The following is a 23,482-nucleotide window of genomic DNA, read 5'->3' on the forward strand; positions in this document are numbered from 1 at the left end:
ATATTCCGCGTCATCTAGCGGAAAACGGCCCAATGTGTCACACTGGAAGTCACTGGTTCAAGTCCCGTTACTCACCCAGACAGAAGGCCCGGAGGGAGACCTCCGGGCCTTCACTCGTCCGGCGCGGCATCCCGCTCGCTTCGCGCGTGGCTCCCGGCAGGCTCGGACGGGCGACGTAGCGTGGACGGATGGTGCTCCGCACTCGACTGTCCAGAGCCGTCGCCGTGCCGCTGGCCGCCGCGCTCGTCCTGACCGCCTGCTCGTCCGCGGGAACCGACGAGCCCGAGAGCGCCGCGGTGCAGACGTCCGATCCGGATGCCGTGCTCACCGTGATCGCGGAGGAGCACGACCGCGATGCGTCGGTCGCCACCAGCCGAGCGCTGTTCGATGCCGCGCCGCTCGTGGTCGTGGCCGCCTCGGGCGACGCCGCCGGCCAGGAGCTGAGCGCCCGCGCCGCCATCGGGCTGGGCGTACCGCTGCTGATCGCTCCGGCGGCCGGGGCGACGGGGGCGGCTGCTGCCACGACCGAGGCTGCCGACCCGGCACTGTCGGACGAGCTGGAGCGGCTCTCCGCGACGACGGCGCTGCTCGTCGGCGCGGTCGCTCCACTCCCCGAGGAGGGCGGCGACTCGTCCATGGCGATCGAGCGCGTGGCCGCCACCGCGGGTGCCCTTGGCGACGCCACCGGTCTGACGCTCGGAGCGCCCACCGCACCCGACGCCGCCCGATTCGCCGCGGGCATCGCCGGCTTCGAGCACGGCGCACCGCAGCGTGACGCTCCGCAGCCGGGCGCCGTGCCGCGACCCGAGCCGGCCGAGCCGCTCGCCGACACCGTCGCGCTCGCGGTCGACGCCGTCGACCAGCTGGCGCCCATCGCCACCGCGCGGGCGGCGGGCGTCCCGGTGCACCTCGTGCCCGCCACCGCCCCGAACCCGCAGGCCACGCCATCCGCCATCGACGCCCTGCACGCCTCGACCGCGACGAGGACGCTCGCGCTCGGCGCGGCGTTCGGCGCCGAGCCGGCACTCGAGTGGAAGGTGCGCGCCGCACGGGGTGGCTTCCAGCTGCCGGGCGGCGGGCAGCTGCTGTTCCCCCGGCACCAGTTCGTCGCGCTCTACGGCACGCCCAGCACGAGCGCGCTCGGCGTGCTCGGCGAGCAGGATGCCTCGGGTTCCGTCCAGCGAGCGCGCGAGGTCGCGGCGCCCTTCGAGGCGCTCACCGACAGGACCGTCGTGCCGATGTTCGAGGTCATCGCGACCGTGGCGGCGGGTGGCGCCGGACCGGACGGCAACTACTCCAACGAGCTGCCCGTCGAGAGCCTGCGGCCGCTCGTGGAGGCCGCGGCGGACGCCGGGATCTACGTCGTCCTCGATCTGCAGCCGGGTCGCACCGACTTCCTCACCCAGGCCCAGCAGTACCGGTCACTGCTGGAGCTGCCGAACGTCGGGCTCGCGCTCGATCCCGAGTGGCGGCTCGAGCCCGACGAGGTGCACCTCCGCCAGATCGGCTCCGTCACCGCCGAGGAGGTGAACAGCGTCGTGACGTGGCTCGCCGACCTGACGAACGAGCAGGGCCTGCCGCAGAAGATGCTCGTGCTCCACCAGTTCCGCCTCGACATGATCACCGACCGGCACGCGCTCGATCTCAGCCGGCCGGAGCTCGCGGTGCTCGTCCATGTCGACGGGCTCGGCACGCAGGGCGCCAAGCAGGCGACCTGGGCGGCGCTGTTGCGGGACGCGCCGGAGGGGCTGCACTGGGGGTGGAAGAACTTCTACGACGAGGACGAACCGATGCTCACCCCCGAGCAGACGATGCGCGGCGTGACTCCGGCGCCCGACCTGGTCACGTACCAGTAGCGGTCGGCCCCTGCGGCGCATGCGGATGCGGATGCGGCGGGCGCGCGGAAGGCGGTCGGACGGGTGATGCATCGGCCCGAACTCGGTACTACAGATGTAGTGCGCCCGGCAGTACGCTGTCGCCAGCCGCCGATCGAAGGCGGCAAGGGGGTGCGGGATGACCACCACGAAGGCCGCCAGGCCGTCCATGCCGACCGTCGTCGGGGTCGACCACACATGGGTGGATCTGCCGGATGGACGCATGCACGTCGCCACGATGGGATCGGGCGAGCCGGTGCTGCTGCTGGCCGGATTCGCGCAGACGTGGTGGGCGTGGCGGCGCGTCATGCCTGCGCTCGCCGCCGCGGGGTATCGGGCGATCGCGCCCGACCTGCGGGGCGAGGGCTGGAGCGAGCTGCCTTCGAGGGCGATCACGCGCACGCGCCGAGCGGACGACGTCATCGCCCTGCTCGACGCGCTCGGGCATGACCGGGCTCGACTCGTGAGCCACGACATCGGTGCGATCACCGCGCTCCAGCTCACGCTCAGCGTCCCGCACCGCTTCCCCGCGCAGGTGATGCTGGCGGTGCCGCCGCCGCAGCTGCGGTTCTCGATCGACCTGCTGCCCGGCATGCGGCACCTCTGGCACCAGGAGGTCCTCGCACTCCCCGTCATCGGCGCAGGGCTGCTGCGCGCGGGGCGCGTGACGCCTCACCTGTTCACGCACTTCGCGGCGAGACCGCTCCACCCGGAGGTCATCGCGCTCGCCGATGCGATGCTCCGGACGCCCGAACTCTCGCTTGCAGCTGCGCGCCTGTGCCGCCGGGTGGTGCTTCCCGAGCTCGCGAGGATCATCCGAGGCGTCTACCGCCGGCAGCGGTTCGCGATGCCGTGCCTGTTCGTGTTCGGGACCGAGGACATCGCGTTCCCTCCGCACATCACTCGGAAGGTCTTCGACGACACGAGCGCCATCGGCGCACGGGTGCAGCTCGCGCTCGTCGCGGGCGCCGGCCACTTCGTCGTCGAGGAGCAGCCCGACGCCGCCATCACCGTGATCACCGAGTTTCTCGCGGCGGTGTGATCGAGGCGCTCAGGACGTGCGGCGGATGCGGATGGGCCCACGTGCGAGCGCGGGATCGGTCGGCTGGCCGCCCTGGGTGACGACGACCTCCCCGCGCTCGACGAGCCGCGCGGCGGCGGCCCGCGCATCGTCCATTCGGCGCCGCCACTCCGCGGGGTCGTCGCCCGCGACGCGGCGCGCCGCATCGCTCGGGCAGATCGTCGCCCCCGGACGCCGGGCGGCGAGCAGCTCCAGGATCGCGGCCTCCATGTCGTCGTCGCTCACGCGGCCATCCTGCCTCGCCGGGGACGCGCGCGCATCCGTGGGAGTCCGTCGCGGATCAGGCGGGCGGCAGCACGACGCCGATCGGCTCGCGCTTCTCTGCCTGGAAGCGGTCCTCGGTGCGGCCGAGCGCCCAGTAGCCCGAGAGCGACACCTGCGCCCGCTCGAGGCCGCGACGGCCGAAGAGCTCCTCGCGCATGGCCTTCATCGACTCGCGCTCGCCGTGCGCGAAGACCTGAACGCGGCCGGCCGGCCACTCGAGCGAGGCGACGGCATCGGCGAGCACCGCCACCGTCTCCTGGCGCGCCTCGCCGCGGTGCAGCCAGCGCACATCCACGCCCTCCGGGCGGCGCAGCGTGATCTCCTCGGACGCATCCCGCACCTCGAGCACTGCGACGCCGCGCGCGGTCGCGGGCAGCGCCTCGAGCGCGCGGGCGATCGCCGGCAACGCCGACTCGTCGCCGACGAAGAGGTGCCAGTCGGCCGCAGTGTCGGGCGAGAACGCGCCGCCCGGGCCGCCGAAGACGACCCGCTCCCCCGGCTGCACTGCGGCGGCCCAAGGACCGGCGACACCGCCCTCGCCATGCACGACGAAGTCGAGCGCGATCGCGTCGTCGGCGATCTCGCGTACGGAGTACGTGCGCGTCACGGGCAAGTCTTCGGGCGCGAGCGTGGCGCGCAGCGCCTGGAGGTCGTACGGCGGCTCGAGCCCGAGCTCGGGCTTGGCGAAGTGCAGCTTGACGTAGGCGTCGGTGAAGTCGTTCGGGACGAAGGTGCCGAAGCCGGGGCCGCCGATCCACACGCGCACGAGGCTGGGGGCGATCCGCTCGCTGCGGAGGACCTCCATGACGTGCTGCGGGCGGGGCGGCCGAGGCGGGCGGACAGGGGTGCTCATGGTGCTCTCGACGCTATCAGCGGGGCTGAGCGAGGGCCCCGCCGCTAGGCTCACGATGATCGTGCACGGCCGGGAGGACGCATGCTGGAGCTTGACCTCGACGCGTTCGAGGCGCTCGTCACGGAGGTGCTCGACGACCTGCCCGACGAGATGGTCGACGGGCTCGACAACGTCGTCTTCCTCGTCGAGGACGAGCACCCCGACGAGGATCTGCTCGGCATCTACGAGGGCGTCGCGATCACGGATCGCGGCCAGTACGGCTTCGGCGAGCTGCCCGACCGCATCATGGTCTACCGGCTGCCGCACCTCGAGACCGCCGAGAGCATCGACGAGCTTCGCGCCGAGGTGCGCACGACCGTCGTGCATGAGATCGCGCACTTCTACGGGATCGACGACGAGCAGCTGCACGAGCTGGGCTGGGCGTAGCGCCCCACCGATCTCGATACGCGGCCGGCTCCGCCGGCAGCTACTCGATCAGCGGGAAAGGGGACGGCCGGGCCGCGCACCCACCCCGCTCGTCGAGTAGCAGCCGCAGGCCGCGTATCGAGACGCGGACGACCGGGATCTCGATACGCGGCCGGCTCCGCCGGCAGCTACTCGATCAGCGGGAGGCAGCCGGGAACGTCGCCGTGTCGATCACGAACCGGAAGCGCACGTCGCCGTCGACCACCCGGTCGTAGGCCGCGTCCACGTCGTCGACGCCGATCCGCTCGATCACCGCGCCGATGCCGTGCTCGGCGCAGAAGTCGAGCATCTCCTGCGTCTGCCGGATGCCGCCGATGTTCGAGCCTGCCAGCACCTTGCCGCCGCCGATGAGCGAGCCGAGCCGCAGCGTCTGCGGCCCCGGCGGCAGGCCGACGTTCACCATCGCGCCGTGCGGCTTCAGCAGCCGCAGGTAGTCGTCGAGCGGCAGGTCGGCGCTCACGGTGTTCAGGATGAGGTCGAAGGTGCCGCGCAGCGCCTTGTCCCAGCCCTCCTCGCCCGTGGCGATCGTGCGGGTCGCGCCGAGCTCGGCCGCGAGCGCCTCCTTCGCGCGGCTGCGGGAGAGCACCGTCACCTCCGCGCCCTTCGCGGCCGCGAGCTGCACGCCCATGTGCCCGAGCCCGCCGAGGCCGACGACGGCGACGCGCTGGCCGGGGCCGACGCCCCAGCGGTCGATCGGCGAGTAGAGCGTGATGCCGGCGCACAGCAGCGGCGCGGCGACGTCGAGCTCGATGCCCTCGGGGATGCCGAGCACGAAGCGCTCGTCGACGACGACGTGCTGGCTGTAGCCGCCCTGCGTGATGGTGCCGTCGCGGTCGACGGAGGCGTAGGTGCCCACGCTGCCGTTCAGGCAGTCCTGCTCCTCGTCGGCCAGGCACTGCTCGCACTCGCCACACGAGTCGACCAGGCAGCCCACGCCGACTCGGTCGCCGACGCGGTGGCGCGTGACGGCGTCGCCGACGGCCTCGACGACGCCCGCGATCTCGTGCCCGACCGTGAGCGGGAAGGGAGCCGAGCCCCACTCGTCGCGGATGGTGTGGATGTCGCTGTGGCAGATGCCCGCGGCCTTGATGGCGATGACGACGTCGTTCGGCCTGGGGTCGCGGCGCTCGATCTCGGCGACGCGGAACGGCTGATCGGGGGCGGTCTTCTGGAGCGCCTGGGTCAGGATGGGCATGCTGCCTCCTCGAGGAACCGGCGCCATCGTGCGACGCCGGCGGCAAGCATACGGCGAGCGTCCGGGGAGCCTGCAGGGAGGCCGCTACGTCCGCAGCACCTCGTCGGCGAGCGATGCCGGGTCGTTCGCGGCGACGTGCGCGTCCTCCTGCTCGCGCCACAGCATCCACCACGAGTCGTCGCCGTCGCGGGCGAGCGCGCGGTCGCGCCGCACCGGCTCCGGTGCCTCGAGCCAGATGGCGCGCCCGGCGTGCTCGCGACTCTCGAGCGTGAGGGCGCCGCAGCCCTCGACGATGAGCGGCTCCCCCGGCACGGCGGAGTCCTCGTCGCCCCAGTCGCCGGTGCCCCAGTCCCAGCGCCGCCAGACCGCGGTGCGGCCGGCGGCGAGCGGCACGAGGATGCCGCGCTCGAGCAGTCGCGACCCCGTCGCGAGGCCGTGCCAGCCGGCGTAGAGGTCGTCCATGTGGATCACGCGCGCGCCCGACTCGTCGGCGAGCCGCGCGGCGAGCGCGGTCTTGCCGGCGCCGGAGCGGCCGTCGATGATCGTGATCGGCGTGCGCGCTACCACGAGGCTCCCTCCCACACGGGTCGGAACGATCCTGCCGTGATCGACACGCCGATCGCGAGCGCCGCGACGGCGACGGCCAAGATCACGAGGGCAGCGTCCGCGCGACCGACCGTCGAGGGGCGCGCCCACGTGCGCGTCGGACCGCCGAAGCCGCGGGCCTCCATGGCGGTCGCGAGCGTGCCGCCGCGGCGCAGCGCGACGACGAGCAGCGCGAACGCCGACTGCAGCGCCCGCCGCACCGCCCCGGTGTCGCCGAGGCCGCGCGCGCGGCGGGCGAGCGCGATCTGCCGCCAGTCCTCGCCGAGCACGCCGAAGAGCCGGGTGCCGGCGAGGGCCGCGAGCACGAACCGGTGCGGCAGTCGGGCGACCTGCGCGAGGCCGTCGGCGAGCCGCGTGGGATCGAGGCCGACGAGCGCGACGAGCGTCGGGACGCCGAGCGCGAGCACCCGCAGTCCGATCGCGAGCGCGAGCTCGATCGACTGGTCGCTGATCGTCGCGAGCCAGACCTGGGCGTGGATGCGTCCGCCCGGCTCGGCGTAGAGCAGCATGCTGAGCGCCGAGATGGGCGCGGCCACGAGCAGCGGCCAGGAGCGGCGCAGCACCGTGCGCGCCCCGATGCCCGCGGCGGCGAAGACGAGCAGCCAGGCGCCGAGGGCGACCGCGGCGGTGACGACGTCGATCGTCAGGAGCATCGGGATGGAGTAGAGCACCGCGGCGGCGAGCGGGGTGACGGGGTTGACCCGGTCGAGCACGCTCACGGCTCCCCCAGTCGCAGGATGCGGTCGCCGAGCACTCGCTCGACGTCGGCGTCGTGCGTGACGGCGACGACGGCGCAGCCACGATCGTCGACGAGCGAGGCGATCAGCCGCACGAGCTCCTGCCACGTGCGCCGATCCTGGCCGAACGTCGGCTCGTCGAGCACCATGACCCGGGGCGCGGGCGCGAGCACGGTCGCGACCGACAGCCGGCGCTGCTCGCCGCCCGAGAGCGTGAACGGGTTCGCATCGGCGAGCGCGTCGAGCCGCAAGGCCGCGAGCAGACCGCCGACCGTCGCGTCGATCTCGGGCTGCGGCAGCCGCAGCGCCCGCAGCCCGGCGCCGATCTCGTCGCGCACGCGCGCCGCGACGAACTGGTGCTCGGGCTGCTGGAAGACCGTGCCGATGCGGGTGGCCAGCTGCTTCGGTCGCCAGCGGATGGGCGCCTCGGTCGCGACGTCGCCGCGGAGCGCGGCTGTCGCGCGGACGCCACCCGCGACCGGCGGCAGCAGTCCGGCGAGGGTGAGCGCGAGCGTCGACTTGCCGGCGCCGTTCGGCCCGGTGACGACGAGCGATTCGCCCGCGCGCACCTCGACGTCGAGGGCCGCGTGCACCGGCTCGCCCCCGCGGCCCGACCGCACCGCATCGGCGACGAGCAGCGCATCGCCCGGGGAGCGGCGACCGCGCGGCAAGTCGACGGGCAGCCCTGGAACCCACACGCCGTGCGCGGCGAGCTCGTCGCGATGGGCGTCGAGCACCGCCGCCGGAGCGCCGTCTGCCGCGGCGCCGCCGCCGGGCTCGAGCACGACGACGCGGTCGACCGCCGGGAGCCACGTCTCGACGCGGTGCTCGACGACCACGAGCGTCGCGCCCGTCTCGGCGGCGACGCGCGCCACGGCATCCCGCACCTCCACGACCCCGTCAGGGTCGAGGTTGGCGGTCGGCTCGTCGAGCAGGATGAGGCCCGGCCGCATCGCGAGCACCCCGGCGAGCGCGAGCCGCTGCCGCTGCCCGCCCGAGAGCGCCTCGGTCGAGCGGTCGAGCGGCAGGTCGAGGCCGACGGCGTCGAGCGCGGCGCGCACGCGCACCCAGATCTCGTCGCGCGGCACCCCGAGGTTCTCGCAGCCGAAGGCCACGTCGTCGCCGATGCGGGACATGATCGTGTTGGCCTGCGGGTCCTGCAGCACGAGCCCTGCCGTGTGCGGTGCGCTGTGCCGGGTCGCGGGATGCGCGCCGTCGACCGAGAGCTCGCCCGTCTCGTCTCCCTCGTCGTCGCCGCCCAGCACGCCGGCGAGGGCGGCGAGGAGCGTCGACTTGCCCGCCCCGGAGGGGCCGAGCAGCAGCACGCGCTCGCCGGGCTCGATGTCGAGGTCGAGCCCGGCGACGGCGGGCGCGTCGCGGCTCGCGTGCCGCCAGCCCCACCCGCGAGCGCGGATGCGGGAGCCGGTCACCGGGTGCGCGACCGACCCGAGGCGAAGCGGTCGAGCACGCCGGTCGCGGCGAGCGCCCGGGTCAGCAGCCAGCCGACCACGCCGGCCAGGAGCGCGCCGGAGACGGCGAGGCAGCCGAGGTAGATCCCGAGGAACTCGGCGCTTTTCGCGAGGTTGCCGGAGGTGAAGAGCTCGAGCACCCAGGCGGCCGCGGCGGCGCCGACGCCCGCAAGCATCGCGACCGGCAGGCCGAAGCGGCGGTAGGCGAAGAGCAGGAACACGAGCTCGGCGCCGAGCCCCTGCGCGAGCCCGGAGTAGACCGTCTCGATCGCCCACGCGCTGCCGAGCAGCATCGACACTGTCGCAGCGAGCAGCTCGACGAACAGCGCGGCGCCCGGCTTGCGGATGATGAGCCCGCCGAGCACGCCGCCGATGAGCCAGATGCCGACGGCGAGGCCGCCGAAGCCGGGCGTGATCGCCTCCATGACGCCGAACCAGGCGCCCCCGACGGCGTTCCAGACGACGAACAGGAGCCCGGTCGCGACGCCCAGGACTGCGGCGACGACGATGTCGACGACGCGCCAGCGGCTGGAGCGGGTGCGCGCGGGCGCGGGTGCGGTGATGGTCATTGCAGTGCCTTCCTCGAAGAGATGGCACGGGTTGGTGTCCTCCCTGCGCTGGCATGATCCAGATCAGGTTTGACGGTCGAAGGCTTCGGCCTTCCTCTCAGCCCGGCGCACCGGACTCCCGTGATGACCACAGTCTAGTCCGAGCACAGGTCGACGCGGGGCGGTGTGCGCGGTCCCGGACCCCGCGCGTATGGTGGACCGGTGCAGCCCATCCGATCGTTCGTTGCCATCGGCGACAGCTTCACCGAAGGCGTCGGCGACGAGCTGCCCGACGGCAGCGTGCGCGGCTGGGCCGACTTCGTCGCCGCCGGACTCGCGACCGCCCAGGGCGAGCCCGTTCGCTACGCCAACCTCGCGATCCGCGGCCGCAAGCTCGCCGGGATCCTGCACGAGCAGCTCGACGCGGCGATCGCGCTCGGCCCCGATGCGATCAGCATCAACGGCGGCGGCAACGACATCCTGCGGCCGAAGGTGTCGATCGACCACGTGGGCGAGCGGCTCGCCGACGCCGCGCACCGCATCGCGGCAGCAGGCATCCGCCCGATCCTGCTCTCAGGCGGCAACCCGAGCGCCGTGATGCCGCTCGGCGCCGCGATGCAGCGCCGAGGCGACGCCCTCGCGCGCGCGGTGATGTCGCGCATCAGCGACCTCGACGCGCCCTACGTCGACAACTGGTCGGATCCCGAGCTGCGCAGCCCCAGGTTCTGGTCCGTCGACCGGCTGCACCTCAACGCCGCGGGGCACGCGCACGTCGCGCGCAACGTGCTGCGCGCGCTCGGCCACGAGGCGCCCATCGGATGGCGCGACCTCACGAGCGCGACCACCGCCGAGGGCCGCCGTGACCTCGCCTACTACCGCGAGTACGTGCTGCCGTGGCTCGGTCGCCGGTTCACCGGGCGGTCGTCCGGCGACGGCCGTGACCCGAAGCTGCCGCAGCTCGTCGAGGTGCAGCCGCTCGCATAGCCGACTCAGTGACGGTTGGTCGTCACGAAGTCGATGAGCTCCTCGACGCGCGCGAGCAGCGCAGGCTCGAGGTCGTTCCAGTCGCGCACGCGCGAGCGGATGCGCTGCCACGCGCGCCCGACGTCCTCCTGCGACTCGTGCGGCATGCCGAGCCGCCGCAGCGTGCCGCGCTTCCAGTCCTCGCCCCTCGGCACATCCGGCCACGCCTCGATGCCGAGGCGCGCGGGCTTGATCGCCTGCCAGATGTCGATGAACGGATGCCCGACCACCCGCACGTGCGCACCGTGCGGGCCGCGCAGCACCTCCTCGGCGATGCGCGACTCCTTCGAGCCGCGCACGAGGTGGTCCAGCAGGATGCCCAGGCGCCGCTCGGCCGTCGGGGCGAACTCCGCGACGACGCCCAAGAGGTCGTCGGCGCCGTGCAGCGGCTCGACGACGACGCCCTCGACGCGCAGGTCGTGACCCCAGACCTGCTCGACGAGCTCGGCGTCGTGGACGCCCTCGACCAGGATGCGGCTGGGCAGCGCGACGCGGGCGCGCGCGTCCGCGACGGCGCGCGATCCCGACGCCGTCCGGGTCGGCGCTGCCCCCTTGGCAGACGCCCCGACGAGCTCGACCTCGACGCCGTCGATGAAGAAGCCGCGGCCGAGCGGGAACGCGCGCACCTTGCCGCGCCGGTCCTCGAGGTGGACGTTGCCCGTCTCGACGCGCACGACGGCGCCGACCCAGCCGTCGTGGCGCTCGACCACGAGGTCGCGCTCGGCCGGCACCCGCTTCGGCGACGCCGAAACCCTCGCGGCCTTCGCCTCGGGCGAGAGCACGTCGCCGCCCCAGGCGTCCCAGTCGATCCGCAGGCTGTCGTTCGGCACCGACCGAGCCTACGCGGCGGCCTCCGCGTCGCGGTCGAGGCGCGCTGTGCTTCGCTTGGGGCATGGAACTCCGCATCTTCACCGAGCCCCAGCAGGGCGCCTCCTACGACGAGCTGCTCGCGATCGCGCAGCGCACCGAGCAGCTCGGCTTCGACGGCTTCTTCCGCTCCGACCACTACCTGCGGATGGGCGACGGCGATCCCGGCTACGGACCGACGGACGCCTGGACGACCCTCGCCGGCCTTGCGCGCGACACCGAGCGGGTGCGCCTGGGCACGCTCGTGTCGTCGGTCACGTACCGGCTGCCCGGCATCCTCGCCGTGCAGGCCGCGAACGTCGACCAGATGTCGGGTGGTCGCGTCGAGCTCGGGCTCGGCACGGGCTGGTTCGCGCAGGAGCACAGCGCCTTCGGCATCCCCTTCCCTGAGAAGCGCTTCGACCTGCTCGAGGAGCAGCTCGCGATCGTGACGGGCCTGTGGGAGACGCCCGTCGGCGCCCGGTTCTCGTTCGAGGGCGAGCACTACCGGCTCGAGGACTCCCCCGCCCTGCCGAAGCCGGCGCAGGAGCGGCTGCCCGTGATCGTCGGCGGGCTCGGAGAGCGCCGCACGCCGCGGCTCGCTGCCGAGTTCGCCGACGAGCACAACCTGCCCTTCCCCGCACTCGACCGCATCCGCCCGCTGTTCACGGCGCTCGACCGCGCGATCGAGCGCGAGGAGCGCACCCGCCCGATCGTGCGCTCAGCGGCGCTCGTGACGGTCGTCGGCGACGACGAGGCGACGTACGCGCGACGTGCGGCGGCGATCGGCAGGGAGTCCGCGGAGCTGCGCGAGCACGGCATCGCGGGCACGCGCGCCGAGGTGGAGGACCGGCTCGGTGCGCTCGCCGACGCCGGCGTCGAGCGCCTCTACCTGCAGACCCTCGACCTGACCGACCTCGACCACCTCGACGAGATCGCGGCCTTCACGGGCGTCTAGGAACCGCCCGGACACGCGGAAGGGGGCCGCCCGCAGGCGACCCCCTTCGTGTGCAGCAGAACGTCAGGCGTTCGTGCGGCCGCGGTTCTTGGTGACGAGGCCGTAGATCAGCAGCACGATGATCGCGCCACCGATGGCAAGCAGCCACGTCGTGATGTCGAAGAAGCCCTCGAGGCCGACGTTGAAGAGCGCGGAGCCGATCCAGCCTCCGAGCAGTGCACCGACGACGCCCAGGATCAGCGTGATGATCCAGCCGCCGCCCTGACGGCCGGGCAGGATGAGCTTGGCGATGGCGCCGGCAACGAGGCCGAGGACGATCCAACCGAGAATGCCCATGTGTGTGGTCCCTTCTCTCATGCAGCGGTGCAAGGGTTTACGCCGCCGGGCCCCCGCGGAAGCGGTGACCGAGACATAGCCTGACGCAAACTCATGGGAGATTCCTGGGAGCCCCCGACTCAGCTGCTTGCTCGCTCCAGCACGATCTCCCGCACGCGTGCGGCGTCCGCCTGGCCGCGCATGGCCTTCATCACGGCGCCGATCACGGCTCCGGCTGCCTGCACCTTGCCGTCGCGGATCTTCTGCAGCACGTCGGGCTGTGCGCCGAGTGCCTCGTCGACGGCCGCGACGAGCGCCGACTCATCGGTGACGACCTGCAGTCCGCGGGCGGCCGCGACCTCGCTCGGACTGCCCTCGCCCGCGATGACGCCCTCGAGCGCCTGGCGCGCGAGCCGGTCGGTGAGCGTGCCCTCGTCGATGAGCTGCTGCAGCTCGGCCACATGTGCCGGCTCGACGAGCGTCGACGCCTCCACGCCACGCTCGTTGGCGACGCGGGCGATCTCGCCCGTCCACCACTTGCGCGCGGCCTGGGGCGAGGCGCCTGCGGCGACCGTCGCCTCGACGAGGTGCAGCATGTCGCCGTTCACGACGTCCTGGAACTCCAGGTCGGCGAAGCCCCACTCGGCCTTCAGCCGGCGCCGGCGGGCGACGGGCTGCTCGGGCAGCTGCGCGCGCAGCTCCTCGACGAGCTCGCGGCTGGGCGCCACGGGCAGCAGGTCGGGCTCGGGGAAGTAGCGGTAGTCATCGGCGTCCGACTTCGGACGACCGGGGCTCGTCGTGCCGGTGTCCTCGTGCCAGTGCCGCGTCTCCTGGATGATCGTGCCGCCGTCGGCGAGGATCGCCGCCTGCCGCTGGATCTCGTAGCGCACGGCGCGCTCGACCGATCGCATCGAGTTGACGTTCTTCGTCTCGGTGCGGGTGCCGAGCTGCTCCTGCCCGCGGGGGCGCAGGCTCACGTTGGCGTCGCAGCGCAGGTTACCGCGCTCCAGGCGTGCCTCGGAGATGCCGAGCGAGAGCACGATGTCGCGGATGGTGGCGACGTAGGCCTTCGCGATCTCGGGCGAGGAGTGCTCCCCGCCGAAGATGGGCTTCGTCACGATCTCGACGAGCGGCACGCCCGCGCGGTTGTAGTCGACGAGCGAGTACTCCGCGCCCTGGATGCGGCCGGTGGAGCCGCCGACGTGCGTGAGCTTGCCTGCGTCCTCCTCCATGTGCGCGCGCTCGATGGGGATGGTGATCTGCCGGCCGTCGGCGAGCTCGACCTCGACGGACCCCTCGAAGGCGATGGGCTCGTCGTACTGCGAGATCTGGTAGTTCTTCGGCGTGTCCGGGTAGAAGTAGTTCTTCCTGGCGAAGCGGCTCGACGTGGCGATCTCGCAGTTCAGCGCGAGGCCGAGGGCGATCGAGTACCGCACGGCCTGCTCGTTCACGACCGGGAGGCTGCCGGGCAGGCCGAGGCTCAGCGGGTCGACCAGCGTGTTCGGCTCGACGTCGTGGAAGTCGGGATGCGCGGGGTTCGGCGCCGCGGAGAACATCTTCGTGCGCGTGCCCAGCTCGACGTGCACCTCGAAGCCCATCACCGGCTCGAACAGCTCGAGCGCCTTGTGGAAGTCCATCAGCTTGTCCTTCATCGGGCCGCCTCCGTCAGTGCCGGTGCCTTGGTGGTGAGGATGCCGCCCCACCGGTCCGCGAGCAGCGCCTCGATGGCGGCGCCCGCGCGGTACAGCCGCTCGTCCTCGAACATCGGCGCGAGGATCTGCAGCCCGACGGGGAGCCCGTCGTCGCCGAGCCCCATCGGCAGCCCCATGCCGGGGATGCCCGCGAGGTTCGCGGGAATGGTCGTGATGTCGTTGACGTACATCGCGAGCGGGTCGTCGAGCTTCTCGCCGAGCTTGAACGCCGTGGTCGGCGCGGCCGGGCTGATGAGCAGGTCGGCCTGCTCGAAGGCCGCGTCGAAGTCGCGCTGGATGAGCGTGCGCACCTTCTGGGCGGAGCCGTAGTACGCGTCGTAGTAGCCGGCCGAGAGCGCGTAGGTGCCGAGGATGATGCGTCGCTTCACCTCGGCGCCGAAGCCGGCCTCACGGGTCGCGGCCATGACGTCCTCGACCGTCTGGCCCGGCTGCTCGACGCGCAGGCCGAACCGCACGGAGTCGAAGCGCGCGAGGTTGCTCGACGCCTCCGCCGGCAGGATCAGGTAGTACGCGGCGACCGAGTACGCGAACGACGGGCACGAGACCTCGACGACCTCCGCCCCCGCATCCGTCAGCACCTGGACGGTCTCGCGGAAGCGCGCCTGCACGTCGTCGGCGATGCCCTCGGAGTCGAGCTCCTTGACGACGCCCACGCGCACGCCGGCGAGGCTGCCGGAGGCCGCGCCCTCGCGCGCCGCCGCCGTGAACGACGGCCATTCGCGCTGGAGGCTCGTCGAGTCGTGCGGGTCGTGGCCGCCGATGACGTCGTGGATGAGCGCCGAGTCGAGCACCGTGCGCGTGACGGGGCCGACCTGGTCGAGGCTCGAGGCGAGCGCGATCGCACCGTAGCGGCTCACGCCGCCGTAGGTCGGCTTGACGCCGACGGTGCCGGTGACCGCGGCGGGCTGGCGGATCGAGCCGCCGGTGTCGGAGCCGAGCGCGAACGGCGCCTCGAACGATGCGACCGCGGCAGCCGAGCCGCCGCCGGAGCCGCCGGGGATGCGGTCGGTGTCCCACGGGTTGCGGGTGGGGCCGTAGGCGGAGTGCTCGGTCGACGAGCCCATCGCGAACTCGTCCATGTTCGTCTTGCCGAGCGCGACGAGGCCCGCGGTCTTGAGTCGCGCGACGACGGTGGCGTCGTAGGGCGGGATCCAGCCCTCGAGGATGCGCGAGCCCGAGGTCGAGGGCATGCCGATCGTGCAGAGCACGTCCTTGATCGCGACCGGGGCGCCTGCGAGCGGGTGGAGCTCCTCGCCGGCGGCACGGCGGTCGTCGATCGCGCGGGCCTGGTCGAGGGCGCCGTCGTTGATGTGCAGGAAGGCGTGGATCTCGCCGTCGACCGCCGCGATGCGGTCGAGGTGCGCCTGCGTCGCCTCGACGCTCGAGACATCGCCCGACGCCAGCAGGCCGGCGAGCTCGTGGCCGGCGAGGCGGGTGAGGTCGGTGGGTGCCTGTCCCATCACTGCTCCTCGCCCAGGATCGCCGAGACGCGGAAGCGCTCGCCGTCGTGGCTGGGGGCGCCAGCGAAGGACTGCTCGTGCGTGAGGGTCTCCCCCACGACGTCGTCGCGCAGCACGTTCGTGAGCGGCACGGGGTGGCTGGTCGCGGGGACGTCGTCGCCGGCGATCTCGCGCACGGTGGCGATCGCGTCGACGATGGCGGAGAGCTCGGTCGTGAGGCTCGTCACCTCGTCGTCGGTGAGCGCGATGCGAGCGAGTCCAGCCAGGTGCTGGACCTCCTCGCGAGTGATCTCGGACATGCGTCTCCTCGTCGGCTGCGGGGGGTCGGTCAATCCTACGGCCGCGTCGCGAGCACCCAGATCGCGAGCGCCTCGAGCGCCACGGCGGCCCAGACGCACCACCAGCGGAGGTCCGCGGCGATCGCGAGCGCCTCGCGGACGGTCGCGCCCGGCCGGTACGACGGCCGGGTCCAGGCGCCGATCACCGCACCGTCGATGCCGGCCTCGGCCAGCAGCCCGGCGGTGCGGTACGCGTGGTACTCGCTCGTCACGACCGCGAGCGGGCCGCGACCCGGACCCGAGACGAGCGGGCGCGAGAGCAGCAGGTTCTCGCGTGTGGTGGTCGACGCCTCCTCGAGGTCGATCGCCGACGCCGGCACGCCCAGCTGCCGTTCGAGGTGCTCCGCCATCGCCGACGCCTCGGTGCGCACCTCATCCGGACCCTGCCCGCCCGAGACCACGATCCGGGCATCCGGTCGCTCGCTCAGCGCGGCCCGCCACACCTCGGCGCCCCGCTGCACGCGCCGGCGCAGCAGCGGCCCGACGTCGCGACCGCGCAAGCCCGCCCCGAGGATGAGCACCGTGCCGGGCGCTCGGGGTGCGCGCGCGGCGCGCGCGTGGATGAGCATCGCGAGCGCGAGCACGGCCACGCCGAGCCCAGCAGCCCAGAGCGGCAGCGCCAGCAGCAGTGCGGCGCGGGCGAGCGCAGGGTCGATGGCGCCGGCGACGCCGATCGCGAAGGCGAGCAGCGCCATGCCGACCCCGAGCGCGCCGATCAGCCGGTCGACCCGCCGGACGCGCACGAGCCGCCGCAGCATGAGCGCGTGCCAGAGCGACGCGCCGCCGAGGCCGAGCGTCGCGATCACCGCCACGGCGACGAGCAGCGCCCAGCCGCCCTCGGCGAGCGGCACCTGGAGCCAGGACGCGACGGGCTGCCGCAGCACGCGCGTCAGCAGCAGCGCGAACGCGGCCGCGATGAGCGCCGCCCAGAGCGCGGGCGCGAGCACCTGCATCCGCCTGCTCCCCCGCACGTCACGACCCTAGCCGCCGCGCTCGCCGTGCTCGTCTGGCACCCGACCAGGCCCGCCCGTCACCCGACCGGCCTTGCCCGGTACCGAGTTGCGGGTGCCCGGTGCCAGTATCCGCAGATCGGTACCACCACCTGGATCGCCGATCGGTCGCCGGTACGGATCTGCAGGTGTCCGCCGCCCGCACCCGCAGATCCGTACCCCCATTCCGCGATGTCGCGACCGCACCAGCGCACGAGATCCGCCCCGCCGTCGTCCCGGCTCGCCCAATCCGCCCATCCCCCGACGCAACCTCGCAGAGCCGCTTGCACACAGCCTCGAACGTGTGTTCGAATGGTCGCATGCGGTGGGAGGGACAGACGGCGACGCACGTCGACGCGGATGCGCTGCCCGGGCTCGAGGAGCGCGGCAGCGTGCTGGAGTCGTGGCCGACACCCGGCTTCGACGGCGCCTCCTTCCTGGAGGTCACGGCGAAGAGCGCGCTCAACCACGTCGCGGGCGACGGCTTCATGGGCGGCGCGTGGACGATCAACCCCTACCGCGGCTGCCAGCACGCGTGCCGCTACTGCTTCGCGCGCAACACCCACACCTATCTCGACCTCGACTCGGGCGCCGACTTCGACTCCCGCATCGTGGTGAAGGCGAACTTGGTCGAGGTGCTCGAGCGCGAGCTCGCGGGCCCCCGCCGAGACGTCGACGCCGTGCAGCTCGGCACGAACACCGATCCGTACCAGCGCGCCGAGGGCCGCTACAAGCTCATGCCGGGCGTGCTCCGCGCGCTCGCCCGGCACGGCGCCTCGATCTCGATCCTCACGAAGGGCACGCTGCTGCGTCGCGACCTGCCGCTGCTCGCCTCGATCGCTCGCGACGTGCCGGTGTCGATCGCGATGTCGATCGCGATCTTCGACGACGAGCTGCAGCAGCAGGTCGAGCCGGGCACGCCGACGACCCGCTCGCGGCTCGAGACGGTGCGCGCGGTGCGCGACGCCGACCTCGACTGCGCCGTGTTCGCGATGCCGATCCTGCCGGGCCTCACCGACACGCGCGCGCACCTCGAGACGGCGTTCGCGGCGATCGCCGACGCGGGCGCGACGAGCGCCATCGCGAGCGCCCTGCACCTGCGACCGGGCGCGCGCGAGTGGTACCTGCAGTGGCTGCGCGCCGAGCACGCAGAGCTGCTGCCGCTCTACGACCGCGTCTACCGCGACGCGCGCGGCCGGTTCGGCTCCTACGCGCACCCGGACTACCGGTCGTGGCTGCGGGACCGCATCCGTCCCCTGCAGCGGGTCCATGGCCTCGGCCGCACGGTCGTCGCGCCTGGCACCGGCATCTCGGCCGTGGCGCCCAGCAACCGGGCGAAGCGGCTGCCGAGCACGTCGGGCGAGCCGATGCTCGCAGCGGCGACGCTCTTCTAGACCCCGTCGATGAAAGCGCGGATGCGCGCCGAGCAGTCGGGATGGTCGATCACGCGATGCCCGTGGCCGGGCAGCACCTCGTGCGCGGCACCGAGCTCGACGAGCGCGGCCGCCACCTCCTCGTACGCCGGGTTCCAGCCGCCGGTGAGCACGAGCGTGGGCGTGTCGGCGATCACCGCGGGATCGACCGGATGCCGCCAGGGCGCCCCGTGCAGCCGCGCTCGCTTCGAGGAGCGCAGCGCCTGCGGCGTGACGGCGGGGCCGACGTCGTGGCCCTCGAGCGCCAACGTGAACGAGCGCTCGAAGGTCGCGTCGGTCAGCGTCGCGTCCAGGTAGATCGGCTCGAGTCGCTCGATGAGCCGCGCGGTCGCCGGTCGGTCGGCGCAGAGCTGGAAGAGCGCGGGCTCGACGAGCACGAGCGCGCGCGGCGGCTCCATCGAGCTCGCCATCGTCGCCACGACGCCGCCGTAGCTGAAGCCGACGAGCACATCGGCGGCGCGGAGTGCGAGCGCCTGAGCGCCGGCTGCGACGTCGCCGACCGCGGGCTCCTCGTCGCCGTAGCCGGGGAGCACGGGGAAGGCCGCATCCGGGAAGGCCGCCGCCTGCTGCGGGAACGCCGCACGGCCGGCGTGGCCGGAGCCGTGCACGAACACGAGCCGCAGGTCGTGGTGGTCGGCGAGCATGCGGTCCAGCGTAGGAGCGCGGCGCCGACGCCGCGAACCGCCCGCTACCGCTTCGGCCAGTGCCACGAGGGCTGGTCGAGCGGCCCCTCCCTGCCCGCGACGAGCGTCTCGCCGTGCACCTTCTCGAGCCCGACCGCGGTGCCGCCGAGCGCGGCGGCGAGCTGCGCCTGGTGCGTCACGACGAGCACTTGCGTCTGCTCGCTCGCGCGGCGGATAAGCGCGGCGAGCGGTGCGACGAGCTCGGCGTGCAGGCTGCGCTCCGGCTCGTTGAGCACGATCAGGCTCGGGCGCTCGACCGAGGTCAGCGCGGCGACGAGCAGCAGGAACTGCAGGGTGCCGTCCGAGAGCTCCGCGGCGGTGAGCATGCGCAGCATGCCCTGCTGGCGCAGCGCGGGTGTCATGCGTCCGTCGTGGACGACGATCTCGAGCGCGGAGCCGTCGAAGGCCTCGGCCACCGCGCGGCCGATCTCGCGGTCGAGCCCGGCCTCGATCGAGGTGCGCAGCACCGCGGCGAGATTGGCGCCGTCGTCGTCGAGCCGCGGGCTGCGCGTGCCCACCTGCGGCTGCCTGGCGGGCGCGCCGGCGTCGGTGCGGAACGCGTCGTGGAACCGCCAGCCGCGGATCGTGCGGCGCACGCCCGCGATCTCGGGCGCATCCGGCGTGCCCGCCTGCTCGTCGAGCACCGACGTCCACGGCGCGATGCCGCGCGAGAGCTCGCGCCACCCGTCGTCGCCGCGCGCCCGCACGAGGGCGCCGCGTCGCTCGACGAGCACGCTCGCGGGGCGCGGGTCGAGCCCGGCGAAGACGTGCTCCTGCTTGATGTCGGGGTCGCGGTCGAACATGCACAGCGCGCCAGCGCTCGAGAGCGGCACCGGCAGGCCGAGGTCGATCGCGTAGCCGAGGCCGTCCGCGGCACCGAAGCCGAGCCGCACGGCCACTGGACCCGAGCGGACGAGCCCCTCGGTCGGGCCGCCCTCGCGCACCGCGCGAGCGATGCGCTCCGGACCGGCCCACCGCACGGCGTCGAGCCCGCCGTCGGCCGCGAGCTCGGCGACCGCCCGTGCCTGCCCCGCCGCCGCGAGCAGCCGGAGCGCCCGGTAGAGGCTCGACTTGCCGGTGCCGTTGCGGCCAGTGACGACGGTCAGCGGCCCGAGGTCGACGACGAGCGAGCGTATCGAGCGATAGCCCTCGATCGCGAGCCGGTCGATCACTCGCCGAGCAGCCCGCGCGCGTACGCGGCCTGGCCGGCGTGCTGCACGTCGTCGTCGATGATGCTGACGAGTCGCACGCCGAGGGTGACGGGCGGATCCCACGCATCGTCGACGACGCGGTCGAGGTCGGCATCGCTCAGGGTCGCGAGGAAGCGCTGCGTCGCGGCGTGCACGGCGTCGAGGTAGTCGAGCAGCGCCTGGGCCGACTCGGGCTGCACGGCTCGCACCTCGATGGGGCCGTGCCCGTAGCCGGTGTCGCCAGGATCGGCCTCGAGCCCGAAGCGCGCCGCCCAGCCGTCCGAGGCGTAGACCTGCTCGGTGCCGGCCACGGCGGCGACCTGGGCGTCCTGACCGCGCGCGAGGTGCCAGACGAGCCAGCCGATCGGGTTCGCACCCTCGGCCGGAGCCGCGACGAGCTGCGCGGGCGTCAGTCCCCGCACGGCCCGGCGTGCCTCGTCGGGGATGCGCGAGAACGCCTCGGTGAGCACCGCGATCGCATCCATCACGCGCCCGCCGCTCCGGGCTCGAGCGCCGGCAGCGCATCCGGCCCCTGCTCGACGAGCACGCGGAACTCCGCCGCGTCGAGGATGCGGATGCCGAGCTCCTCGGCCTTGCCGAGCTTCGATCCGGCGCCTGGGCCGGCGGCGACGAAGTGCGTCTTCTTCGAGACGCTCGACGCAGCCTTGCCGCCCGCGGCGATGATCGCCTCCTGCGCGCCCTCGCGCGTGTAGCCCTCGAGCGTGCCGGTCGCGACGACCGTGATGCCGGCGAGCACGCCGCCGCGCTCCCCCGCCGCCCCCGGTCCCGGGTGACCGGGGGTCGCGAACCGCACCCCGGCATCCCGCCACGCCTGCACGATCTCGCGATGCCAGTCGACGGCGAGCCACTCGATCACCGCGTCGGCGATGATCGGCCCGACTCCCTCGACGTGCGCGAGCTCCTCGGGCGTCGCCGCCTCGATCGCGGCGAGCGAGCCGAACCAGTCGGCGAGCGCTCGCGCGGCGACCGGGCCGACGTGACGGATGTTGAGGGAGACGAGCTGGCGCCACAGATCCTTGGTCTTCGCGCGCTCGAGCTCGGCGAGCAGCGTCTCGGCCTGCGCGGACGGCCGGAGCACCCGGTGGTCCTTGCGGATGCCGGCCTTTCGACGCTCGGCGGCCGTCATGCCCTCGCTGCCCGGCGGGTAGGTGACCTCCACGCGCTGGAAGGGGGCGCGCCGCACCGGCTCGCCGGTCTGCTCGTCGAGCTTGGGCTGCCCCGTCTCGGCGTCGCGCACGACCACCTCGATCGGCACGAGCTCGTCGATCGTGAGCGCGAACAGCCCCGCCTCGGTGAGCAGCGGCGGCTCTGCGGGCACGCTCGGCTGCGTGAGCGCCGCCGCGGTCACCTCGCCGAGCGCCTCGATGTCGAGCGCGCCGCGGCTGCCGATGTGCTCGACGCGGCCGCGCACCTGCGCTGGGCAGTCCTTCGCGTTCGGGCACCGCAGGTCGACGTCGCCCTCCTTCATCGGCCGCAGCGTCGTGCCGCACTCGGGGCAGTGCTCCGGCATGACGAACTCGCGTTCGCTGCCGTCGCGGAGCTCGACGACCGGCCCGAGCACCTCCGGGATGACGTCGCCCGCCTTGCGCAGCACCACCGTGTCGCCGATGAGCACGCCCTTGACGCGCACGACGTCCTGGTTGTGCAGCGTCGCCTGCCGCACGACCGACCCCGCGACCTGGACCGGCTCCATGTTGGCGTAGGGCGTCGCCCTGCCGGTGCGCCCGACGCTCACGACGATGTCGAGGAGCTTCGTGTGCACCTCCTCAGGCGGGTACTTGTAGGCGATCGCCCAGCGCGGCGCGCGGCTCGTCATCCCGAGCTCATCGTGCAGCGCGAGCTCGTCGACCTTGACGACGATGCCGTCGAGCTGGTGCTCGACCGAGTGCCGCCGTTCCCCGAACCGCTCGACGTAGGCGACCACGTCGTCGGCGCCCTGCAGCACCTCGACGTGCGGGCTCGTCGGCAGGCCCCACTCCGCGAGCAGCGCGTAGACCTCGCTCTGCGCCGCGACGGGCGGGTCGGGCCAGGCGCCGAAGCCGTGCACGTACATCGCGAGCGCGGCGATCCGCTCCTCGCCCGCCTCCCGCTCGAGGCCGCCCTTCTTCTCGAGCTGCTGGCGGAGCCCGCCGGAGGCGGCATTGCGCGGGTTCGCGAACGCCGGGAACCGCCTCGCCGCCCGATCGGCTGCCTTCTCCTCGTCGAAGTCCCCTCGGCTCGCCGCGGGGCGCCGCTCCCACCGCGCGCGGTCCTCCTCGATCGAGCGGCCCCGCAGCTCGGCCTGCAGCGCGTTGAGCCGCTCGAAGGCCTCGACCGGGATGAACACCTCGCCGCGGACCTCGACGAGCGGCGGATGCCCGGTGCCGGCGAGGCGCTCGGGCACGCCCGCGACGCGCACGGCGTTGGGCGTGACGATCTCGCCGACGCGGCCGTCGCCGCGCGTCGCCGCGGAGGTGAGCACGCCGTGCTCGTAGCGCAGGGCGATCGCGAGGCCGTCGATCTTGAGCTCGGTGAGCCACGCGACGCGCCTGCCGGCGGCCGACTCCGCCTTCGCGCACCACTCGCGCAGCTCGTCGATCGAGAAGACGTTGTCGAGGCTCAGCATCCGCTCGCGGTGCTCGATGGTCGGCAGGCCGCTGCCAGCGCCGCCCTGCACCGTCTGCGTCGGCGAGTCCTGGCTCTGCAGCTCGGGATGCGACCGCTCGAGCTCGTCGAGCTCGCGCACGAGCGCGTCGTACGAGACGTCGTCCATGATCGAGGCGTCGCGGTCGTAGTAGGCCGCGCTCGCCTCCTCGATCCGGTTGCGCAGCTCCTGCGCCCGAGCGTTCAGATCGCTGAGGGTGTCGCCCTCGATTCCCACCATGCCCCCATTGTGCACGCGCCTACCGACAGCGATCCTGTACCCCGAGGGCCAATCCGAGTCGACCTCGGTTCCGAATCCCTGGTCGACACCCCGTGCGCCACCGCGGCGCACAGGCCGGAAACGGCCCACACAGAAGGAGGAGTCATGACCCAGTCCCCCAACCGACTCGTCGCCACGATCTTCGGCGCCGTCTACCTGCTCGTCGGCGTGCTCGGCCTCTTCGTCGCCGGCGGCAGCTTCGTCGGCCAAGAAGGCGGCCTGCTGCTCGGCGTGTTCCAGGTGAACCACCTGCACAACATCGCCCACCTGCTGATCGGCGCGGTGCTGCTCGCGGCCGGCCTGCGCAACACGCGTGCGGCGAAGGCCGCGAACACCACGGTCGGCGCGGTCTACCTGCTGCTCGGCATCGTCGGCTTCTTCATCGTCGACACCGCCCTCAACATCCTGGCGCTGAACACGGCGGACCACTACCTCCACCTCGCCTCGGCGATCGTGCTGCTCGGCGTGGGCCTCGCCCTCGACCGCGACACGACCACGGCACGACGCGCGGCGGTCTAGT

24 protein-coding genes and 1 riboswitch are annotated in these 23,482 nt (G+C 73.4%); of the genes, 7 read left to right on the forward strand and 17 right to left on the reverse strand.

Annotated elements, in window-relative coordinates; all coding sequences use genetic code 11:
- Positions 1–188 precede the first annotated feature (188 nt).
- Together ACLQ21_RS10455 and ACLQ21_RS10460 are read left to right on the forward strand one after the other, a co-directional pair.
- Positions 189–1,856 (forward strand): hypothetical protein, encoded by a 1,668-nt coding sequence (locus ACLQ21_RS10455; RefSeq protein WP_425663440.1) that lies wholly within the window; start codon positions 189–191, stop codon positions 1,854–1,856.
- Between the two features lie 157 nt (positions 1,857–2,013).
- Positions 2,014–2,916 (forward strand): alpha/beta fold hydrolase, encoded by a 903-nt coding sequence (locus ACLQ21_RS10460; protein ID WP_425663442.1) that lies wholly within the window; start codon positions 2,014–2,016, stop codon positions 2,914–2,916.
- Between the two features lie 9 nt (positions 2,917–2,925).
- Here ACLQ21_RS10460 and ACLQ21_RS10465 read toward each other — a convergent pair whose 3' ends face one another.
- Complete coding sequence (locus ACLQ21_RS10465) at positions 2,926–3,180, reverse strand: DUF3253 domain-containing protein (RefSeq protein ID WP_425663443.1); 255 nt, start codon at positions 3,178–3,180, stop codon at positions 2,926–2,928.
- Positions 3,181–3,235: 55 nt separating this feature from the next.
- Positions 3,236–4,072, reverse strand: a complete 837-nt coding sequence (locus ACLQ21_RS10470) for a siderophore-interacting protein (RefSeq protein ID WP_425663445.1) — start codon at positions 4,070–4,072, stop codon at positions 3,236–3,238.
- An 81-nt stretch (positions 4,073–4,153) separates the two neighbouring features.
- On the opposite strand from ACLQ21_RS10470, the gene ACLQ21_RS10475 reads away from it, so the two are divergent.
- Positions 4,154–4,498: a metallopeptidase family protein gene (locus ACLQ21_RS10475; RefSeq protein WP_425663447.1), complete on the forward strand. Its 345-nt coding sequence runs from the start codon at positions 4,154–4,156 to the stop codon at positions 4,496–4,498.
- Between the two features lie 175 nt (positions 4,499–4,673).
- Here ACLQ21_RS10475 and ACLQ21_RS10480 read toward each other — a convergent pair whose 3' ends face one another.
- The 5 genes from ACLQ21_RS10480 to ACLQ21_RS10500 all read right to left on the reverse strand — a co-directional run bounded on the left by ACLQ21_RS10480 (position 4,674) and on the right by ACLQ21_RS10500 (position 9,113).
- A complete protein-coding gene (locus tag ACLQ21_RS10480) occupies positions 4,674–5,732 on the reverse strand; it encodes an NAD(P)-dependent alcohol dehydrogenase (RefSeq protein ID WP_425663448.1) in 1,059 nt (352 codons plus the stop codon).
- A gap of 84 nt (positions 5,733–5,816) precedes the next feature.
- Positions 5,817–6,299, reverse strand: a complete 483-nt coding sequence (locus ACLQ21_RS10485) for a hypothetical protein (protein ID WP_425663450.1) — start codon at positions 6,297–6,299, stop codon at positions 5,817–5,819.
- On the reverse strand, positions 6,293–7,057 hold the full coding sequence (locus ACLQ21_RS10490) for an energy-coupling factor transporter transmembrane component T family protein (protein ID WP_425663452.1): 765 nt from the start codon (positions 7,055–7,057) through the stop codon (positions 6,293–6,295). The genes ACLQ21_RS10485 and ACLQ21_RS10490 overlap by 7 nt, the downstream gene beginning before the upstream one ends.
- Positions 7,054–8,505, reverse strand: a complete 1,452-nt coding sequence (locus ACLQ21_RS10495) for an ABC transporter ATP-binding protein (RefSeq protein ID WP_425663454.1) — start codon at positions 8,503–8,505, stop codon at positions 7,054–7,056. Before ACLQ21_RS10495 ends, ACLQ21_RS10490 begins: the two co-directional genes overlap by 4 nt.
- Positions 8,502–9,113 (reverse strand): ECF transporter S component, encoded by a 612-nt coding sequence (locus tag ACLQ21_RS10500; RefSeq protein ID WP_425663456.1) that lies wholly within the window; start codon positions 9,111–9,113, stop codon positions 8,502–8,504. The genes ACLQ21_RS10495 and ACLQ21_RS10500 overlap by 4 nt, the downstream gene beginning before the upstream one ends.
- Before the next feature lie 23 nt (positions 9,114–9,136).
- Positions 9,137–9,245, reverse strand: a riboswitch (TPP riboswitch).
- 69 nt (positions 9,246–9,314) lie between these two features.
- Between ACLQ21_RS10500 and ACLQ21_RS10505 the strand changes: the two genes are divergently transcribed.
- A complete protein-coding gene (locus ACLQ21_RS10505) occupies positions 9,315–10,076 on the forward strand; it encodes an SGNH/GDSL hydrolase family protein (protein WP_425663458.1) in 762 nt (253 codons plus the stop codon).
- Positions 10,077–10,081: 5 nt separating this feature from the next.
- Here the strand turns inward: ACLQ21_RS10505 and ACLQ21_RS10510 are convergent, their stop codons facing one another.
- Positions 10,082–10,945, reverse strand: a complete 864-nt coding sequence (locus ACLQ21_RS10510) for a DUF3097 family protein (protein ID WP_425663459.1) — start codon at positions 10,943–10,945, stop codon at positions 10,082–10,084.
- A 62-nt stretch (positions 10,946–11,007) separates the two neighbouring features.
- Here ACLQ21_RS10510 and ACLQ21_RS10515 point away from each other — a divergent pair, with 62 nt between their 5' ends.
- Positions 11,008–11,919, forward strand: a complete 912-nt coding sequence (locus ACLQ21_RS10515; protein ID WP_425663461.1) for a TIGR03560 family F420-dependent LLM class oxidoreductase — start codon at positions 11,008–11,010, stop codon at positions 11,917–11,919.
- Positions 11,920–11,982: 63 nt separating this feature from the next.
- Here ACLQ21_RS10515 and ACLQ21_RS10520 read toward each other — a convergent pair whose 3' ends face one another.
- The 5 genes from ACLQ21_RS10520 to ACLQ21_RS10540 form a co-directional block, all read right to left on the reverse strand.
- On the reverse strand, positions 11,983–12,255 hold the full coding sequence (locus ACLQ21_RS10520; protein ID WP_425663463.1) for a GlsB/YeaQ/YmgE family stress response membrane protein: 273 nt from the start codon (positions 12,253–12,255) through the stop codon (positions 11,983–11,985).
- Positions 12,256–12,374: 119 nt separating this feature from the next.
- On the reverse strand, positions 12,375–13,886 hold the full coding sequence (gene gatB, locus ACLQ21_RS10525) for an Asp-tRNA(Asn)/Glu-tRNA(Gln) amidotransferase subunit GatB (protein WP_425663465.1): 1,512 nt from the start codon (positions 13,884–13,886) through the stop codon (positions 12,375–12,377).
- Positions 13,883–15,406 (reverse strand): Asp-tRNA(Asn)/Glu-tRNA(Gln) amidotransferase subunit GatA, encoded by a 1,524-nt coding sequence (gene gatA / locus ACLQ21_RS10530; protein ID WP_425663466.1) that lies wholly within the window; start codon positions 15,404–15,406, stop codon positions 13,883–13,885. Before gatA ends, gatB begins: the two co-directional genes overlap by 4 nt.
- Entirely contained in the window at positions 15,406–15,705 is a 300-nt protein-coding gene (gene gatC, locus ACLQ21_RS10535) for an Asp-tRNA(Asn)/Glu-tRNA(Gln) amidotransferase subunit GatC (protein WP_425663468.1), read from the reverse strand. Before gatC ends, gatA begins: the two co-directional genes overlap by 1 nt.
- Positions 15,706–15,740: 35 nt before the next feature.
- On the reverse strand, positions 15,741–16,715 hold the full coding sequence (locus ACLQ21_RS10540) for a YdcF family protein (protein ID WP_425663469.1): 975 nt from the start codon (positions 16,713–16,715) through the stop codon (positions 15,741–15,743).
- 338 nt (positions 16,716–17,053) lie between these two features.
- On the opposite strand from ACLQ21_RS10540, the gene ACLQ21_RS10545 reads away from it, so the two are divergent.
- Positions 17,054–18,127, forward strand: a complete 1,074-nt coding sequence (locus ACLQ21_RS10545) for an Rv2578c family radical SAM protein (protein ID WP_425663471.1) — start codon at positions 17,054–17,056, stop codon at positions 18,125–18,127.
- Here the strand turns inward: ACLQ21_RS10545 and ACLQ21_RS10550 are convergent.
- Genes ACLQ21_RS10550 through ligA form a run of 4 tightly spaced genes read right to left on the reverse strand, consistent with a single transcriptional unit; the run spans position 18,124 to position 22,923 of the window.
- Positions 18,124–18,810: an alpha/beta hydrolase gene (locus ACLQ21_RS10550; RefSeq protein ID WP_425663473.1), complete on the reverse strand. Its 687-nt coding sequence runs from the start codon at positions 18,808–18,810 to the stop codon at positions 18,124–18,126. The genes ACLQ21_RS10545 and ACLQ21_RS10550 overlap by 4 nt on opposite strands.
- A 44-nt stretch (positions 18,811–18,854) precedes the next feature.
- Positions 18,855–20,021, reverse strand: coding sequence for an AAA family ATPase (locus ACLQ21_RS10555; RefSeq protein WP_425663475.1), 1,167 nt, complete (start codon positions 20,019–20,021; stop codon positions 18,855–18,857).
- Positions 20,018–20,524, reverse strand: a complete 507-nt coding sequence (locus tag ACLQ21_RS10560) for a mycothiol transferase (protein ID WP_425663477.1) — start codon at positions 20,522–20,524, stop codon at positions 20,018–20,020. Before ACLQ21_RS10560 ends, ACLQ21_RS10555 begins: the two co-directional genes overlap by 4 nt.
- Complete coding sequence (gene ligA / locus ACLQ21_RS10565; RefSeq protein WP_425663479.1) at positions 20,524–22,923, reverse strand: NAD-dependent DNA ligase LigA; 2,400 nt, start codon at positions 22,921–22,923, stop codon at positions 20,524–20,526. The genes ACLQ21_RS10560 and ligA overlap by 1 nt, the downstream gene beginning before the upstream one ends.
- Before the next feature lie 144 nt (positions 22,924–23,067).
- On the opposite strand from ligA, the gene ACLQ21_RS10570 reads away from it, so the two are divergent.
- A complete protein-coding gene (locus ACLQ21_RS10570) occupies positions 23,068–23,481 on the forward strand; it encodes a DUF4383 domain-containing protein (RefSeq protein WP_425663480.1) in 414 nt (137 codons plus the stop codon).
- Position 23,482: the final 1 nt, after the last annotated feature.

Origin of the sequence: Agrococcus sp. DT81.2 (assembly GCF_049844935.1) — a bacterium.
Taxonomy (GTDB): Bacteria; Actinomycetota; Actinomycetes; order Actinomycetales; family Microbacteriaceae; genus Agrococcus.